The following is a 17,549-nucleotide window of genomic DNA, read 5'->3' as shown; positions in this document are numbered from 1 at the left end:
TTCCCTCCTACCTTGCGGTGGCGGGCTTGACGCGGCGACCGCGTCTAACGACTGCCCTTCCGGCAGCCGGGACGAGCGCAAGGCCCATCCGATACAAGTGCAAGGTATTCCGGGCGGCGTTGTGGTCGGCGTTGCCGGACCAGCCGCAGCCGGGGTTCTTGCACACGAACACGGCCTGGCTCTCCCGGCTGCCCGGGGTGGTGAACATGCAGGCCGAGCAGCGCTGGGAGGTGCCCGGGGCGGGCACCTTGTACAAGGTGCCGCCATAGCGTGCGGCCTTGTAGGTCAGCATCGTCACGGTGCGGCCCCAGGCCTCCTGCATGATGGTGTGGTTCAGGCCGGACTTTTGCGCGACGTTCTTGCCCGGAGACTCGACAGTTCCCTTGGCGCTCTTGGTCATGTTCGTGATGGCCAGGTCTTCCACCACGATCACACTATAGGTGCGGGCGATCAAGGTGGTGGTCTGGTGCTGCCAGTCGATCGCCCGGCGCTTGGCTCTTGCACGCAGGCGCGCGATCCGGTCATAGGTGGCCCGCAGCCGGCGCGAGGTACGCTCGCCCGGTTTGCGGAAGCTCTTGCGGTGGGCCGCCCGCTGCTCCAAAGCGCGCAGCGTGGCCTGCTCCTTGGCGGTCAGCCAGGCGTTCGGCTTGTCCTTAGTGGCCTTCCATTCCTCGTGGGTGTGATGGTTGCCGTCCGACAGGGCCAGAGGCACGCTCACGCCGGCGTCGATGCCGACTTCCGGCCCCGGGTGAGGTTCGGGCTTGGGCTGGAGGGTTTGGACGCGGAAGGCGATGTGCCAGCCGAGCGCGTCCTTGACCAGTCGGGCCCCGGTGATCCGATTGCTGGCGGTCGCCTTCATACCGATGGGCAGGTCCCTGGTCCAGCGGAAGCGGACCCGGCCCACCTTGGGAATGTTCACCATGCCCCAGCGGCGGTGCACCCGCGTGATCTGCAGGTCGCGACCCTGCGGGATATCTATCGACATCACCGTGCGGAAGCGGGCCTTGAACGTGGGCGGGTCAGTCCAGCCGTCCCAGCAGTTCTTCCACGCTTGGAAGTATGTCTTCAGGACGGCCTGCGCGGCCTGGGCGGGCAGAACGGCGAGCCAGTCGATGTCTGCGCGGGCCTGCCGGATGGCCGCATCGGCCGCGGCCAAAGAGCGCTGGTGCTTCGCCAACATCCTCCACCAGCCGTGCAGCAGATTCCACAGCGCGCGGGCCGCGTGCGCCTGCTCATCGACGAGGCGAGCCTGGTCCGGCGTCAGCGCCAGCCGGGCGCGATGCCCGAACATCCGCTTCTCCAGGTCGGGTTGCGCGGCCGGGGTGGGTGCGAGCCGCGGTTGCGCCGACGGTAGGTCGTGTTCTGTCGTGGCAGAGCAGCGGATGGCCATCGCACACCTTCTGTCACATAACCATTACCCGTCGCAATATTACCTAGCGTTATCACTGTTTTCCATACTGTTTTCGAAAGGGGGCATGGCGCTTGCTCCCGGCTCGAACAATCGGACCCTCCACGGCGCCATTCAGATGAAGTCCTTGGCCCTCTGGTCCGGTCTGTACTTCACTGGCGGCTGGGCGAAGACCATGGACGGTCTGTCAGTACATCGAGCAGCACAATCGCCCGCCTGAGCTGCGTGGACGCCGTTTCGCCTCGGGGACGAACTGGCCTTCCCCGCCCTGCCACACGGGACGGTCCGCTTCGCCCCGGGCCTAAAGGTCGGTGCACCGTGGACAACCCAGGTAGAAGTCCAGGCGGCACCGGTGGTGTGCCCCGACGTGCCGACGCCAACAGCGCTTTTCCAGTGCGTATCGGGGCTGTCTCACAAGCGGCAAAGTGGCGCTGAAAGTTTCACCTGATCTTGTGCTGTTTGCCCTGGTGTGGTGAGTGGCGGTGGCCGGCGCGCTGCGGCGGGCGGGGAAATACGGAGGCCGGGACCTAGAGTCCGTAGTGAATGGGAGCGCTCCCAACCCCCCGAGCCGAGCTGGAGCAGCGTGCCATGGCGAACATCACGATCAGGCAATGGGTGATCCGGCTGGCGGCCGTGGCGCTGCTCGTCGCCACAGGACCGGCCGTCACCCCTGCGTCCGCCGCCGCGGCGCTCCCGTACCAGGATCCGAGCCTGCCCGTTTCGGACCGGGTGGACGACCTGATGGGGCGGATGTCGCTGGACGAGAAGCTCGGCCAGATGACGCAGGGCGAGCGCGGCTCGGTCAGTGCCGCCGACGTCACGACCTACCGGCTCGGCTCGGTGTTGTCGGGCGGCGGCTCCGCGCCGTCCCCGAACACCCCCGCTTCCTGGGCGGACATGTACGACAGATTCCAGAACGCGGCCCTGGCCACCCCGCTGGGCATCCCCATCCTGTACGGCGTGGACGCCGTGCACGGCCACAACAACGTTGTCGGCGCCACGATCTTCCCGCACAACATCGGCCTCGGCGCCGCCAGGGACCCCGCACTCGTGCAGCGGATCGGCCGGGCCGTGGCCGAGGAGGTCTCCGGCACCGGCGTGGACTGGAACTTCGCGCCCTGCCTGTGCGTGGCCCGCAACGACCGGTGGGGGCGCACGTACGAGTCCTTCGGCGAGACGCCCGAGCTGCCCTCCTCCATGGCCACGATCATCAACGGCCTGCAGGGGACCGCGCTGAACGGCCCGGCCTCCGTGCTCGCCACCGCCAAGCACTACCTCGGCGACGGCGGCACCACGGGCGGCGTCGATCAGGGGGACACCCAGCTGTCCGATGCCGACCTGCGGGCGATCCACCTGCCGCCGTTCCGCGCCGCGATCGAGCGCGGCGTCGGCTCCGTGATGATCTCCTTCAGCAGCTGGAACGGCACCAAACTGCACGGCCACCAGTACCTGATCACCACTGTGCTCAAGGGAGAGCTCGGTTTCTCCGGCTTCGTGGTCTCCGACTGGAACGGCATCGACCAGATCGACGGCGCCGCCGGGACCTCCGCGCTCGACGTGCGCACGGCCGTGAACGCCGGGATCGACATGGTGATGGCGCCGACGGGCTGGCGGCAGTTCATCGACCTGCTGCGGGCCGAGGTGCAGGCCGGCCGGGTGGCGACCGCCCGGGTGGACGACGCGGTCCGGCGCATCCTGACGAAGAAGTTCGAGCTGGGGCTGTTCGAGAAGCCCCTGACCGACCGGTCCTACACCGCGACCGTGGGCAGCTCGGCGCACCGGGCGCTGGCCCGCGAGGCGGTGGCCAAGTCCCAGGTCGTGCTGAAGAACAGCGGGAACGTGCTGCCGCTGGCCCCGGGCGGCAAGATCTTCGTGGCCGGCAAGAGCGCCGACGACATCGGCAACCAGAGCGGCGGCTGGACGGTCTCCTGGCAGGGCTCGTCCGGCAACATCACGCCCGGCACCACGATCCTGCAGGGCATCAGGAACGCCGCCGGCTCGGGCACGACCGTGACTTACAGCCGGGACGGCAGCGGCATCGACGGCTCGTACCGGGCGGCGATCGCGGTGGTCGGCGAGACCCCGTACGCCGAGGGCGAGGGCGACCGCTCCGGCGGGCTCGGCTTGGACACCACGGACCTGAACACCCTCGCCACCCTGCGCGCCGCCGGGGTGCCCGTCGTGGTCGTGCTGGTCTCCGGACGTCCCCTCGATATCGCCGCCCAGCTGCCGAACTGGAACGCCCTGGTGGCCGCCTGGCTGCCGGGCACGGAGGGGCAGGGTGTGGCCGACGTGCTGTTCGGGGCCGTGCAGCCCACCGGGAAGCTGCCCATGACCTGGATGAGCAGCGCCTCCCAGCAGCCGATCAACGCGGGCGACGGCAAGACGCCGCTGTTCGCGCAGGGCTTCGGGCTGACGTACGAGACGCCGGGCGACGACACCAGCCCGCCCACCGCGCCCGGCACCCCTGTCGCGTCGGACGTCGCCTCTTCGTCGGTGCGGCTGTCGTGGGCGGCCTCGTCCGACGACGTGGGAGTGACCGGCTACGACGTCGTACGCGTGCAGTCGTCGGGGGAGACGGCGGTCACCACGTCCTCAACCCCCTCGACCACCGTCACCGGCCTGACCGCGAGTACGTCGTACACCTTCGCCGTCTACGCCAAGGACGCCGCGGGCAACCGCTCGCCGCGCTCCGGCACCGTCACCGTGACCACACTGGCAGGCGGCGGGACCGGGCATTGCACGGCCACGCCGACCGTGCAGAGCCAATGGAGCACCGGATACGTGATCCAGGTGACCGTGACCAACACCGGCACGACCACGTTGAACGGCTGGACGGTCACGTTCACGGTGCCGTCCGGCCATCAGATCGTCGGGGGGTGGAACGTCTCCATGTCTGTGAGCGGCCAGGCCGCCACCGCGCGGAGCGTCGCGCACAACGGGACGCTCGCGCCCGGGGCCAGCACCTCCTTCGGCTTCCAGGGCACTCGCCCGGACGGCGACAACCGCCTCCCGTCCGGCTACACCTGTTCCTGACCGGGACACACGGTCCGGGGCGAGGCCGCGATCTCGCCCCGGCACCGGCTCAGCAGATGCTCTGGGTGCTGTTGACCAGCGTGTTGTTCCTGAACGTGGTGTTGACACCGCACGGGCTCTCCCTGATGGCGGAGTTGGTCACGCGCAGGTTCTGGATGATGATGTCCGAGGTGTTGGGGAACTCCGAGCGCGCGGCGAGCCGGATGTCGCCGGGCCCGGTGACGCTGCCGCTCTGCGCGGCGATGTTCACGTTGTAGCAGTGAGTTCAGTAAGGACTAAACTGATTGACGATGGATGAACAACGTAGGGACGAGGAGCTGCTGGCCTGGGTGGAGCAGGTCGCGGCGTTCTTCGCCAGGAACAACGGGCTGCCGCTGATCACGGGGCGGGTGCTGGGCTGGCTGATGGTCTGTGACCCGCCCGAGCAGACCGCCGCCCAGATCGGGGCGGCGATCGGTGCGAGCAAGGGGTCGTTGAGCACGGCCGTCCGGGTGCTGGAGGCCGGCGGGTTCGTGCGTGCGGTGACCCGGCCGGCCGAGCGCGGCGTGCACCTGCGGGTCGTGGACGACGTCTGGGAACGGGTCGCGCGGCGCAAGCTCGAGGCGCTGGGCCAGTTCAGCGAGATCACCGCCGAAGGGCTGGAGCTCCTGCGCGACGACCCCGCGCGGGCCGGCCGGGTGCGCGACGCCCACCGGTTGTTCAGCTGGCTGGAGCGCGAGATCCCGCCGCTGTTCCAACGCTGGGAGGAGGATTCGCCGTGACGGGCGAAGGTAATCCGTACGAGGGCGGGCAGGCGCCCATCACGATCAAGAAGGTGCGGCGGGCGGGGTTCACGGAGCGGGAGTTCGACACCGGCACGGTGCGGATCAACTACGCCGTGGGCCCGGACAACGGGCCGCCGCTGGTGCTCGTGCCCGCCCAGACCGGCATCTGGCAGAGCTATCAGCGGGTCATGCCCGCGCTGTCGGCCGGGTTCCAGGTTTACGCGGTCGACGTACGCGGTCACGGCAAGTCCACTTGGACGCCGGGCGACTACTGCTGGCGTACCGTCGGCGAGGACATGCGCGCGTTCCTGCGGGGTGCGGTCGGGCGACCGGCGATCGTGGCGGGCAACTCCTCGGGCGGGCTCATCGCGCTATGGTGCGCGGCCAACGCGCCCGACCTCGTGTCCGCCGTGGTGTTAGAGGACGCCCCCGTGTTCTCGGCGGAGATGCCTCGGTTCAAGGAGCACGATCGTTACGTCTATGAGGGCTTGGCGCACGCCGCGGCGGTGCTGGGGAACCTGGGTCGGCGTGACCTCGCCGACTATCTCAGAGGCGTCACCAAGCCGGAGCCCAACGGGTCCGAGCGCAAGGTGCCCGAGTGGTTCCTCAACTACCTCTCCCGGCGGATCGCGAAATTTCAGCACAAACACCCTGGGGAGCCGGTCGACCTCCCGTTCATGCCGCTGGCCGCCCGGGTCATGTTCATGGCGCTGTCGATGTTCGACCCGGACTTCGCGCGCGCGTTCGTGGACGGACGGATGTACGAGGGCCTTGACCACGCCGAGGCGCTCGCCCGAGTCCGCTGCCCGCTACTCCTCATACACGCCGACTGGTTCCGGGATCCCCGCCGCGGCCTGGTGGGCGCCTTGGACGACCAGGACGCCGCCCGGATCATGGAGCTGGTCCCGCACGCCCGTTACCTGCGCGTCCACGCCAACCATGTGCTCCACTTCTTCAAGCCCGCCCAGTACGTGCGGGCACTCGACGAGTTCAGGGACACGATCGAGAGCATTACCGCGCCGAGCTAATTCCCTTCCCTGCCCGCCGCCGCGCGGAAACTGTCGGTGCTCGCGGGCGCGCTCACGGTAGCCTGACGAGCCCTTGGAGCTCGGCGAAATCACCCTCCCCGACTGGCACGCGCACAGCGACAAGATGGCGGAGGTCGGCTTCCTGGCCATCGCCAAGCGGCCGCGAGGAACGTGGCGTAGCCGTGCTCGGCCACCGCCTCGAGCAGCCCGTCCATGTCGTTGAAGTGACGATAGATCGCGCCTCCGACGTGGAGGCAGGAGTGACGCCAACCTCCGTTCCTCGATGCGTGGATCGATGATACGCCCATGGCTAGACCACTGATAGTATCAGTGATATCGTCTCCATGTTTTCAGTGGAAATAATCCCCGGAGGAGAACGGAAATGCTGGAGAAGATGAGAATCGTCGGTCTTGAGGAACACGTCGCTCTGCCAGTACTGCTCGAGGCCTGGGCTCGGGCGGGGGTGCCGCAGATCCCGCAGCTCGGCTACGGCGACGAGCCGTTCGCGCAGCGGCTGCGGGACGTCGGCGATCGGCGCCTGGCCGACATGGACGATCAGGGTCTGGACGTCGCGGTGTTGTCCCTGGCCTCACCGGGCGTGCAGAACCTCGCGGCGGCCGACGCCGTGAGCGTCGCACGCGAGGCCAACGACGCGCTCGCGGAGGTGGTCGCCGCCCACCCGGAGCGGTTCCAGGGGCTCGCGGCCATCCCGACGCCGGTGCCCGAAGCCGCCGTTGAGGAACTGGAGCGCGCGGTAACGCAGCTCGGCTTCCGCGGCGCGATGCTGTACGGGCGCACGGGCGACAGGCTGGCCGACGCGCCGGAGTTCGACGACCTCTACGCAGCCGCCGAACGACTCCGGGTGCCCCTGCACTTCCACCCGCAGACCCCCGTGCAGCCGGTCCTGGACGCGTACTACTCAGGGTTGGGCGGCGTCGGCATGGGGCTGGCCACCGCAGGGCTGGGCTGGTACTACGACCTGGGCATTCAATACCTGCGGATGATCTTCTCCGGCGTGTTCGACCGCCACCCCGAGCTGCAGGTGATCGCCGGACACTGGGGCGAGGTCGTCCTCTTCTACCTCGACCACACGGGGATCATGGCTCATAATGCCAAGCTGGAGCGGCCCCTCGCCGACTACTTCCGCCAGAACTTCTGGGTGGCGGGCAGCGGCACGGTGAGCGAGCGCTACCTGCGGTGGACGGCGGAGGTCGTCGGGACCGAACGCATGCTGTATTCGACCGACTACCCGTACACCTACGGGACACGGCCGGGCGGCTTCCCGTTCCTCGATACGAGCGGCGGAGTCGCGCGGTCGTTCCTCGAGCAAGCTCCGTTCACCGAGGAGGAGAAGTGCGCTATCGGGTCCGGCAACTGGGAGCGGCTGACCGGGCACGTTGCGGCGAGTCGCAAACATCCCCAGTCGGCCTGACGCTCCCGGCTGCGCCGGCACTGCATGACATCAATGAACCTGTGACTTGAGAACCGCCAGCCCCCGAGCAGCTGCGGCACCTGGCCAACGCCCCCCGGGCACCATGGCGGTTACTTGCCGAATCCGGCGGTCAGGCCGGCCAGCAGCTGGCGGCGGCCCACCACGTACAGGACGAGGATGGGCAGCGTGGTGAGGACGACGGAGGCGAGCACCGCCGGGACGTTGATGCCGTACTGGCCCTGGAAGCTCCACAGCGCCAACGGCAGCGTGCGCTGCTCGGGGCTCTGCGTGAGGATCAGCGGCAGCAGGAACCCGTTCCAGATCGCCAGCGCGTTGTAGACGACCACCGTCACCACGGCCGGCCTGGTCAGGGGGAGCGCCAGGTTCCAGAGCGTGCCGAGCTCGCTGGCGCCGTCCAGCCGCATCGACTCGAACAGCTCCTTGGGCACGTCCCTGATGAAGTTCGACAACACCAGCACCGACAGCGGGATCGAGAACGCGATCGACGGCAGGATCAGCGCCATGGGCGTGTCGTAGAGGCCGAGCTTGATGATGATCAGGTAGATCGGGATGATCGTGGCCTGATGCGGGATGGCCAGGCCCATGAGGAGCAGCGAGTTCGTGTAGCGCAGGAACCGCCCCCTGCCGCTGCGGACGATCGCGTACGCCGCCATGAACGACACCGCGACGGTCGGTACCACCGCGCCGACCGTGACGACGACGCTGTTGACGAAGTACCGGATGAAGCCCGCCTCGATGACCATCTGGTAGTTGGCGAGCGTGGGTTCGGACGGCGGCACGAGAGGGTTCTCGGAGTAGTAGTTGGTCTGCAACTTGAAGCTGGTGATGACGATCCAGTAGATCGGCACGATCACGATCGCCAGCCAGAACAAGGACACCGCGCCGGCCACCCAGTTGGGGCGGCGGGTCACTCCCTTGGGGCCGGGACCGGCGTCCTCCGCCGCCACCCGCGAGGAGTCATTGGTGAGGGTCGTCGCCATGTCAGGCCCCTTCCAGCTGGCTGTGGCTCGCGTCGCGGCCGCCGAGCCGGCGCAGCAGCAGCGCCAGCGCCAGGCCCACCAGTACGAGGATCACGGCGATCGCGCTCGCGGGGCCCATCAGGTTGGCCTGGAATCCCTTCTTGTACATCTCCAGCGCCAGCACCCGGGTGGCGTCCCCGGGCCCACCCACGGTGAGCACGAAGATCAGGTCGAAGAAGACCAGCGAGCCCACGACCATCAGAGTCGAGGACGTGATGATCGTGTACTTGAGCTGGGGCAGGGTGATGCTGAAGAACATGCGGACCCGGCCGGCGCCGTCGATCTCGGCGGCCTCGTACATCGAGCGCGGGATCTGGCGTACGCCGCCTTGGTAGATCAGCGAGTGGAACGGGATGAACTGCCACGACACCACGAAGATCACGACGCTGAAGGCGAGGACGGGCTCACCGAGCCAGTCCTGCACGAGGATCGGGATCCCCAGCCCCGCGCCGAGCCCGAAGTTCGGGTCCAGCAGCGCCTTGTAGGTGATCGCGATGGCCGCCGAGCTGAGCAGCAGCGGGATGAAGTACATCACCGCGAGCACCGCGCGATAGCGCTGGAAGCCGGCCAGGAACGTGCCGAGCAGGATGCTCGCCGGCGTCTGCACCGCCCACGACAGGGCGGTGACCAGGAACGTCACCCACAACGCGTGCGGCAGTCCGGGATCGGTGAGCACGGCCCGCCAGCTGTCGAACCCGGACAGCCGGATCTCGCCGAGCCCGTCCCAGGTGGTGAAGCTGAGCGCGAAGACCCCGATGAGCGGGATGACGCCGAAGGCGACGAAGAACAGCAGCGCCGGCAGGGCCAGCCAGGCCAGGCCGCGACCCTGACCGCCCGGCACGGCGGTCAGGGACGCTCTCCCCCTGGCGGGGATCGGGGGAACAGTCACTTGCCGATGACCTCGTTGAGGTTCGTGGCGAACTGCTGGGGCGAGATCGACAGCTGGAAGAGCTTGGCGATGTTGTCCAGGAGGACCTCGGCCGCGGTCGGGCTGAGCGCCTGGTCCCAGGACTGCTGGAAGGACTTGGCGTTGCTGGCGGTGTCGTAGACGAACTTCTGCCACGGCCCCTCCTTGGAGGAGCCGAACTGCGCGTCGATGCCCTTGACGATCGGCACCTGGGTGATGCTGACCCAGTCCTTGGACTGCGCATCGGAGTTCATCTCTTCGAGGAAGTACTTCTTGGCGATCTCCTTCGCCTCCGGCGTCGCCTTGGAGGAGATCGACATGTACTGGGCCGGGTTGCCCACGGTGTTGCCGGGGTCGCCCTTGCCGCCCTGCACCGGCGGGAAGTTCATGTAGCCGAGGCTGCCGCCGGAGACGAAGTCGCCGCCGTCGGTGTTCATCGAGCCGTACGTCCAGCCGCCGTGCACCATCATCGCGGCCTTGCCGGTGTAGAGCAGCGCCTGGTCGGCGTTGGAGTCGGCGGTAATCGACGAGAAGCCCTTGACGAAGCCGTTCGCCTTGATCAGCTCCTGAATCTTGGTCAGGCCATCAATGGCGGCCGGGTTGTTCCACGCGTCCTTCTCGCCGTCGTAGATGGCCTGGAAGACCTCGGGGCCGCCGATGCGGTCGAAGAGGAACTCCAGCCACATCATGTTCGTCCAGCGCGACTGCCCGCCGAGGGAGAACGGCGCGATGCCCGCGGCGTTGAACTTCTTGACCAGGTCCATCATGTCGCCCCACTCCTGCGGGGGCTGCGCGCCGATCTTGTCGAAGAGCTTCTTGTTGTAGAAGAAGACGATCGGCGTCACGGCCTCGACCGGCACCGCGTAGATCTTGCCGTCGACCGTGGCCGCGCCGAAGGAGGACGGGAACAGCCGATCCTTGTAGGCCGCGTTCTGGTCGAACCACGAGGTGAGGTCGTCGACCTGGCCCGCCTGCACGTAGCTGCGCAGGCCACCGCCGCCCCAGCCCCAGATGATGGTAGGAGCCTCGCCCGCACCGATCGCGGTCTTGATCTTCGTCTTGAAGGCGTCGTTCTGGAGGGTGGTCGTCGCGATCGTGCTGTTGGGGTTGGCCTTGTTGAAGCGCTCGACCGCGCGTCGGCGCACGCCTTCGTTCGGCTCAACGCTGAGGTACCAGTAAGTGGCCTTGCCGGCGCCGCCACCAGTTCCGCCGGTCGAGCCGGTGCCGCCACCGGCGCCCGTCTGGGTGGGTCCGGAGCTGCCGCAGGCCGCCAGGGCGGCCCCCAGGGGAAGGCCCATGGAGAGGCTGAGGAAGGTACGGCGAGAGGTTGTCCTGGGCTCCACGCTGATCTCCGTAACTGAACGCCGGGGGGTTGCCGCGCGGCTAGTTGAACGTCGGATGGGGTGGGCGGGCGGCTGGGGAGCCGGCGCCTGCGCTTCTCCTTCAGAGTTAGCTTGTCGAAACATTTGCGACATGCCGCGTGGTCCGCCAATCTAAGTTTCGGGTCTGTGCCTGTCAAGACCCGTCGTACCTGGGAATCTCCCCTATCCGCGAAGGCCCTGTGTAAAGTACTCTGACGCGGCGTTCAGCTGGTCATCTGGTGTCGAGGAGGTCTCGCTCACAGGGTCGCTCACGACGTCGAAACATTTCGAAATACTCACGGTGGACATCGCCTTGAAGGAGCAGCAGATGACGGCTGTAGATCGGACGCCCGCGGTGGACGGTGTGCTTCGCCCGTGGCAGGACCCGGCACTCGCCGTCCCCGACAGGGTCGACGCTCTCCTGGAGGAGATGACCTTGGAGGAGAAGGTCGGCCAGCTCGGCAGCCGGTGGATCGGCAACGACATGCAGCACGAGCCGGTGGACGACGCCGAGACGTTGAACGTCGCGCCGATGCAGGACGTGTTCGCGGCCTCGGGGACGGTTCCCTTCGACCAGGCGATCCGCCAAGGGCTCGGTCACATCACCCGGGTGCACGGCAGCGCTCCTGTGACGGCCCAGGAGGGCGCGGCCGAGGTGGTCAGGCTGCAGCACGCGGTCATCGAGCAGTCCAGGTTCGGCATCCCGGCCATCGTGCACGAGGAGTGCCTGACCGGGTTCACGACGTATGGGGCGACCGTCTATCCCGCGGCCATCGCGTGGGCGGCGACGTTCGACCCCGGCCTGGTGGAGCGGATGGCGAGCGCGATCGGGCGGGACATGGCTGCCGTGGGCGTGCACCAGGGCCTGTCGCCGGTCTTGGACGTGGTGCGCGACTACCGGTGGGGACGGGTCGAGGAGACGATGGGCGAGGACCCGTACCTCGTCTCGATGCTCGCCGCCGCCTACGTGCGCGGACTGGAGAACGCCGGGATCATCGCCACGCTGAAGCACTTCGCCGGATACTCGGCCTCGCGGGCGGCACGCAACCACGGCCCCGTCCCCATGGGGCGGCGCGAGCTGATGGACATGATCCTGCCGCCGTTCGAGACGGCCATCGCGCTCGGCGGGGCGCGGTCGGTGATGAACTCCTACTCCGACGTGGACGGCGTGCCGGCCGGGGCGGACCCCTGGCTGCTGACCGAGGTACTGCGCGAGGAGTGGGGCTTCACCGGGACCGTCGTCTCGGACTACTGGGCGGTCCCGTTCCTGGCGACCATGCACAACGTCGCCGCCGACACCGAAGAAGCCGGCGTGCGGGCGCTGACCGCTGGGATCGACGTCGAGCTGCCCGACACGCTCGGCTTCGGGCAACACCTGGTCGAGCGGGTACGCAACGGCGAGATCCCCGAGTCGCTGATCGACCGGGCGGCGCGTCGCCTGCTCACCCAGAAGGCCCAGCTCGGCCTGCTCGACCCCGACTGGACGCCCGAGAAGTCCGTGGCCGCTGCCGCCGCCGTCGACCTCGACTCGCCGGGCAACCGGGCGCTGGCGCGTGAGCTGGCCGAACGGTCGATCGTGCTGCTCTCTGCCGGTGACGCGCTGCCGCTGCGTCCCGGGCTTCGGAAGATCGCGCTCGTCGGGCCGTGCGCCGACGAGCCGCGTACGTTCATGGGCTGCTACGCCTTCCCCAACCACGTGCTGCCCCGCTATCCCGGGCTCGGGCTCGGCATCGAGGCGGCCAGCCTGCTCGATGCGTTGCGTGCCGAGCTGCCGGACGCCGAGATCGTCCACGAGCGGGGCTGCGACGTGCAGGACGGCGACCGCTCCGGCTTCGCCGCCGCGGCCGCCGCGGCCCGCGAGGCGGACCTGTGCGTGGTGGCCGTCGGCGACCTCGCCGGGCTGTTCGGACACGGGACCTCGGGGGAAGGCTGTGACGCCGACGACCTGCGGCTGCCCGGCGTGCAGGAGGACCTGCTCGCCGAGCTCGCCGCCACCGGCACGCCGGTCGTCGTGGTCGTCGTGTCCGGCCGGCCGTACGCGCTGGGTGCGGCACATGAGCTCGCCGCCGGGCTCGTGCAGGCGTTCATGCCGGGCGAGGAGGGCGGCGCGGCCATCGCCGGCGTGTTGTCCGGCCGGATCCAGCCCTCCGGCAAGCTGCCGGTGCAGATCCCGCGCGGGCACGGCGGCCAGCCCGGCACCTACCTCCAGCCGCCGCTGGGCACCAACAGCCAGGGCATCAGCAACCTCGACCCGACGCCGCTGTTCCCGTTCGGGTACGGCGCCTCCTACACCACGTTCGAGGTCGGCGATCTGCTGATCAGCGACGCCGAGGTGCCGACGGACGGCGAGTTCACGGTGAGCGTGCGGGTGCGCAACACCGGCGGGCGGGCCGGAGAGGAAGTCGTTCAGCTCTACCTGCACGACGTCGTCGCTCAGGTCACCCGGCCGGTCCGGCAGCTGACGGGGTTCGCACGGGTCCGGCTGGAGCCCGGAGCCGGCGCCCGCGTGAGCTTCCGCGTGCACGCCGACCGGACGGCCTTCACTGGACGCGACCTGAGGCGCATCGTAGAGCCGGGAGACGTCGAGGTGCTCGTCGGCAGGTCGGCGACCGACCTGCCGTGCCGGGGCGTCGTGCGACTGACGGGTGCGACGCGGGTCGTCGGCCACGACCGGCGCCTGGTCACTCCTGTATCGGTCGAGGAGCAGGAGGGAATTGATGCCGGCCAGTCCTAGACGCGCCACGCTGGCCACCGTCGCGGCCTCGGCCGGCGTGTCGGTGGCGACCGTCTCCAAGGTGCTCAACGGTCGCAGCGACGTGGCGCCGGCCACCCGGACTTTGGTGGAGTCGCTGCTGCGGGAGCACGACTATGTCGCGCTGGCGCAGCGCCGGGGTGAGGCCGTCGGGACGGACACGGTCGAGGTGCAGTTCGACAACGAATTCAACGCCTACTCCACGGAGATCATCCAGGGTGTGGTCACGGCTGGGGCCGAGCTCGGCGTCGGGGTCGTGGTCAGTGTCAGGAAGAAGATCGACCACGCCACCGTGTGGGCCAGCGGCCTGGTCGCCGCCGGGCGCCGGGCGCTGATCTCCGTCACGAGCGGTCAGCTGACCACCCGGCAGCTGACCGCACTGTCGCGGGTGCAGCTGCCGCTGGTCGTCATCGACCCGCTCAACCTGCCGCACACCCAGTTGACCAGCGTCGGGTCGACCAACTTCGCCGGCGGGCTGGCCGCCACCCAGCACCTGCTCTCGCTCGGGCACCGGCGCATCGCCTACATCGGCGGGCCCACCACGGCCGCCTGCAACCAGGCACGGCTGCACGGCTATCGCGCCGCCATGGAGGCGGAAGGGGCGCCGGTGCTGCCCGGCTACACGCGGTTCGGGCACTTCCGCTACCACGACGGCCTGGAGTACGGCGCGGCCGTGCTCGATCTCCCCGAGCCGCCGACGGCGATCTTCGTCGGCTGCGACGAGACCGCGCTCGGCGTCATGGAGGCCGCCCGGGCGCGCGGCCTGCGCATCCCCGAGGACCTCAGCATCGTCGGCTTCGACGACACCCAGATCGCCCGGATGGCCTCGCCACCGCTGACCACCGTGCGCCAGCCGCTGCGGGAGATGGGCGGCGTCGCCCTGCGTACCGCGCTGCGCCTGGCGGCCGGCGAGAAGGTCGACTCCCACCACGTCGAGCTGGCCACCGAGCTGATCGTCCGGGGCTCCACCGCGGATGTGACCTGCGCAAAGCATGCCTGAGAGACGTCCGGCCGGGTAAGAGCTCCTTGATCGGGGGAGGGGGTCGTGGACGAGGAGATGCTCGGCGGGTTGCTGCGGGCCAACCACCTGGCCTCGCTGGAGGACCTGCCCGCCCTGGTCGCCGCGCACGCCGCACAGGCGGGGCTCGCACACGCCATGCTGTACGTGGCCGACCTGCAGCAGCAGTATCTCGTGCCGCTGCCGGGCCAGCGCGACGAGGTCGGCAGCCCGCTGGAGCGCATCCCCATCGATACGACGGTCGCAGGCAAGGCCTTCCGCGGTGTCGAGCCGGTCCAGGGCCGCACCGTCTCCTCGGCCGAGGCCGGCGAGTCCTGCACGGCGGAGGGGCCCCGGCGGCTGTGGGTGCCGCTGCTGGACGGCACGGACCGGATCGGCGTGCTCGGCGTGATCGTCACCCACACCGACGAGGCCGTCCTGACGCGGGTGAGCCGGTTGGCCGCCCTGGTCGCCCTGCTGGTGGAGAGCAAGCGCGCCTTCAGCGACGTGTACGCCCAGCTCGTGCGGACCCGCCCGATGGCGCTGTCCGCCGAGGTGTTGTGGAACTTGATGCCCGGCGCGACGTTCGCCAACGACCGGGTGGTCGTCAGCGCCGCGCTGGAGCCGGCTTACGAGGTGGGCGGCGACGCGTACGACTTCGCCCTCAACGGCGATGTGCTGCGGCTGGCGATCTTCGACGCGATGGGACACGACACCTCGGCCGGCCTCACCGCCACCATCGCCATGGGCTCCTTCCGCAAACACCGCCGCGAGGGCGCCGACGTCCTGGCCGCCGGCGAGGCCATCGACGAGGCGATCGCCGATCACTTCATCGCCACCCGGTTCGCCACCGGCATCATGGCCGACCTGGACACCCGTAACGGGCGGTTGATCTGGGCCAACCGAGGCCATCCCCCGCCGGTGGTGCTGCGCCGCGGCCAGCCGGTCGCCACACTGGACGGTGTGTTCGGCACGCCGATGGGGCTCAGCCTTGGGCTGCCCACCGAGCTCGGCCGGTACCAGCTGGAGCCGGGGGACCGGCTGCTGCTCTACACCGACGGCGTCATCGAGGCCCAGGACCCCCAAGGGGAGCTGTTCGGGCTGGAACGTTTCATCGACTTCGTCATCAGGCGCGAAGCCGACGGCGTGCCGGCCCCCGAGACGCTGCGCCGGTTGATCAACACCATCCTCGACCACCAGCGTGGCTGGCTCCAGGACGACGCGACCGTGCTCCTGGTGGAGTGGCGCGCCGAACAGCAGCACCGGCTGACACCGTGACCCCCCTGGAGGGCTCGGCCCGGGTGGCATTCCCGGGCTCCCGCGTCTCGGCGCGACGGCGGGCGGGGACCGGGCCCGAATCCTCCAGAGGGCTCAGGTTCCACATGCGGGAAGGGCATCACCTCCGGTTTCGCGCCGTGCGGCACGTGCAGCTCCGGAATCGTTGACCGATCGTCCGGGGCTTTATCGGCGAGGGCCGCATATGTCCCGCATGTTTCGCGACGATAGATCTGACTTTTAATTCCTGTCAACGGAAGTCCGTCGATATCCGAAGTAAGGTAGGGCGCATGCCAAGTGGAGCACATGGTCAGATTCTGGGAGCGGGCGCGCTGCTGGCCATCCTCAGGGACGGGCAGGCCCGTACCCGCGGGGAGCTCGCCGAGCTCACGGGACTGTCCAGGTCCACGGTGTCGCAGCGGCTGGACGGGCTGATGGACCACCGCTGGGTGGTGGCCGGCGAGGGCTCGATCTCCTCAGGGGGCCGGCCCGCCACGGTGTTCGCCTTCAACGGGGGAGCGCGGGTCGTGCTCGCGGCCGACCTCGGCGCGACGCATGCCCGCCTGGCCGTGCTCGACCTCGGCATGACCGTGCTCGCGGAGCGGGCCGTGGAGCTACCCGTCGACCAGGGTCCCGAGCGCACGCTCGGCTGCGTCGTGGACGCCTTCCACGAGTTGCTCGCCGCGACGGGCCGCGACCCGGTGCAGGTGTGCGGGGTGGGCGTCGGCCTGCCGGGGCCGGTCGAGCACGCCTCGGGACGGCCGGCGAGTCCGCCGATCATGCCAGGCTGGGACGGCTTCGCCGTGCCGGAGTGGCTCGGCGCCAGGCTGGGCGCTCCCGTCCTGGTCGACAATGACGTGAACATCATGGCTCTCGGCGAGCACTGGGCCGCGCGGCCGGAAGCCGATCACTTGATCTTCATCAAGATGGGCACCGGCATCGGCTGCGGCATCATCTCCGGCCGCCGGCTGCACCGGGGCGCGCAGGGTGCGGCGGGAGACGTCGGCCACGTACGGGTGCCGGCCTCGGACGCGCCGTGCCGGTGCGGCAACACCGGCTGCCTGGAGGCGGTGGCCGGTGGCGCGTCGATGGCGGCGGCGCTGCGTGCCGCCGGTGTCGAGGCGCGGGGCAGCAGGGACGTGGTGGCGCTCATGCGGGCCGGCGACCTCAGGGCCACTCGGCTGGTCAGGCAGGCGGGCCGCGAGGTCGGCACCGTCATGGCGTCGATCGTGAACTTCTTCAACCCGTCGATCATTGTGATCGGCGGCGACCTCGCGGAGGCCGGGGAGCAGGTGCTCGCGGGCGTGCGGGAGACGATCTACAGCCGGTCGCTGCCCCTGGCCACGCAGCATCTCAGCATCAGGGTGAGCGAGCTGGGCGACCGGTCGGGCGTGATCGGCGCCGCGGCCATGGTGGTCGAGCATGTGCTCTCGCCCGACACGATCGACCGGTTCCTCACTAAATGACCACCATTGACCGCGTCACGCGGGCGTAGTACCAATGAGATCGTTCCTGGCTCACGCGGCGGTGGCATGCCGGCGAGGGCCGG

The 17,549-nt window shown here is 69.3% G+C and carries 13 protein-coding genes; 8 read left to right on the top strand and 5 right to left on the bottom strand.

Going from position 1 to position 17,549, the window contains the following annotated elements; translation table 11 throughout:
• Nucleotides 1-7 precede the first annotated feature (7 nt).
• Nucleotides 8-1,390, bottom strand: a complete 1,383-nt coding sequence (locus tag ACTWPT_RS31975; protein ID WP_443181214.1) for an RNA-guided endonuclease InsQ/TnpB family protein — start codon at nucleotides 1,388-1,390, stop codon at nucleotides 8-10.
• A gap of 606 nt (nucleotides 1,391-1,996) precedes the next feature.
• Between ACTWPT_RS31975 and ACTWPT_RS31970 the strand changes: the two genes are divergently transcribed.
• Nucleotides 1,997-4,444 (top strand): glycoside hydrolase family 3 N-terminal domain-containing protein, encoded by a 2,448-nt coding sequence (locus tag ACTWPT_RS31970; protein WP_443181213.1) that lies wholly within the window; start codon nucleotides 1,997-1,999, stop codon nucleotides 4,442-4,444.
• A gap of 49 nt (nucleotides 4,445-4,493) precedes the next feature.
• Here the strand turns inward: ACTWPT_RS31970 and ACTWPT_RS31965 are convergent, their stop codons facing one another.
• A complete protein-coding gene (locus ACTWPT_RS31965; RefSeq protein WP_443181212.1) occupies nucleotides 4,494-4,694 on the bottom strand; it encodes a hypothetical protein in 201 nt (66 codons plus the stop codon).
• Between the two features lie 40 nt (nucleotides 4,695-4,734).
• Between ACTWPT_RS31965 and ACTWPT_RS31960 the strand changes: the two genes are divergently transcribed.
• The 3 genes from ACTWPT_RS31960 (at nucleotide 4,735) to ACTWPT_RS31950 (ending at nucleotide 7,668) form a co-directional block, all read left to right on the top strand.
• Nucleotides 4,735-5,205 carry a GbsR/MarR family transcriptional regulator gene (locus tag ACTWPT_RS31960; protein WP_443181211.1) on the top strand — a complete coding sequence of 157 codons (471 nt, stop codon included), beginning with the start codon at nucleotides 4,735-4,737 and terminating at the stop codon, nucleotides 5,203-5,205.
• Nucleotides 5,202-6,236, top strand: coding sequence for an alpha/beta fold hydrolase (locus tag ACTWPT_RS31955; RefSeq protein WP_443181210.1), 1,035 nt, complete (start codon nucleotides 5,202-5,204; stop codon nucleotides 6,234-6,236). Before ACTWPT_RS31960 ends, ACTWPT_RS31955 begins: the two co-directional genes overlap by 4 nt.
• A 382-nt stretch (nucleotides 6,237-6,618) precedes the next feature.
• Nucleotides 6,619-7,668, top strand: coding sequence for an amidohydrolase family protein (locus tag ACTWPT_RS31950; RefSeq protein WP_443181209.1), 1,050 nt, complete (start codon nucleotides 6,619-6,621; stop codon nucleotides 7,666-7,668).
• Nucleotides 7,669-7,778: 110 nt separating this feature from the next.
• Here the strand turns inward: ACTWPT_RS31950 and ACTWPT_RS31945 are convergent, their stop codons facing one another.
• Genes ACTWPT_RS31945 through ACTWPT_RS31935 form a run of 3 tightly spaced genes read right to left on the bottom strand, consistent with a single transcriptional unit; the run spans nucleotide 7,779 to nucleotide 10,958 of the window.
• Nucleotides 7,779-8,669, bottom strand: coding sequence for a carbohydrate ABC transporter permease (locus ACTWPT_RS31945; protein WP_443181208.1), 891 nt, complete (start codon nucleotides 8,667-8,669; stop codon nucleotides 7,779-7,781).
• A gap of 1 nt (nucleotide 8,670) precedes the next feature.
• A complete protein-coding gene (locus ACTWPT_RS31940; protein ID WP_443181207.1) occupies nucleotides 8,671-9,597 on the bottom strand; it encodes a carbohydrate ABC transporter permease in 927 nt (308 codons plus the stop codon).
• On the bottom strand, nucleotides 9,594-10,958 hold the full coding sequence (locus tag ACTWPT_RS31935; protein WP_443181206.1) for an extracellular solute-binding protein: 1,365 nt from the start codon (nucleotides 10,956-10,958) through the stop codon (nucleotides 9,594-9,596). Before ACTWPT_RS31935 ends, ACTWPT_RS31940 begins: the two co-directional genes overlap by 4 nt.
• A 346-nt stretch (nucleotides 10,959-11,304) precedes the next feature.
• Here ACTWPT_RS31935 and ACTWPT_RS31930 point away from each other — a divergent pair, with 346 nt between their 5' ends.
• The 4 genes from ACTWPT_RS31930 to ACTWPT_RS31915 all read left to right on the top strand — a co-directional run bounded on the left by ACTWPT_RS31930 (nucleotide 11,305) and on the right by ACTWPT_RS31915 (nucleotide 17,466).
• Nucleotides 11,305-13,710, top strand: coding sequence for a glycoside hydrolase family 3 N-terminal domain-containing protein (locus ACTWPT_RS31930; RefSeq protein ID WP_443181205.1), 2,406 nt, complete (start codon nucleotides 11,305-11,307; stop codon nucleotides 13,708-13,710).
• The gene (locus ACTWPT_RS31925; protein ID WP_443181204.1) at nucleotides 13,694-14,728 is read left to right on the top strand and encodes a LacI family DNA-binding transcriptional regulator; all 1,035 of its coding nucleotides are present in this window, start codon (nucleotides 13,694-13,696) and stop codon (nucleotides 14,726-14,728) included. The genes ACTWPT_RS31930 and ACTWPT_RS31925 overlap by 17 nt, the downstream gene beginning before the upstream one ends.
• A gap of 45 nt (nucleotides 14,729-14,773) precedes the next feature.
• Nucleotides 14,774-16,003, top strand: a complete 1,230-nt coding sequence (locus ACTWPT_RS31920) for a PP2C family protein-serine/threonine phosphatase (RefSeq protein ID WP_443181203.1) — start codon at nucleotides 14,774-14,776, stop codon at nucleotides 16,001-16,003.
• Nucleotides 16,004-16,290: 287 nt separating this feature from the next.
• On the top strand, nucleotides 16,291-17,466 hold the full coding sequence (locus ACTWPT_RS31915) for an ROK family protein (protein WP_443181202.1): 1,176 nt from the start codon (nucleotides 16,291-16,293) through the stop codon (nucleotides 17,464-17,466).
• The last annotated feature ends 83 nt before the right edge of the window (nucleotides 17,467-17,549 follow it).

Source organism: Nonomuraea sp. 3N208 (assembly GCF_052245935.1).
Lineage (GTDB): Bacteria > Actinomycetota > Actinomycetes > Streptosporangiales > Streptosporangiaceae > Nonomuraea.
This window is presented reverse-complemented; position numbering and strand designations above follow the sequence as displayed.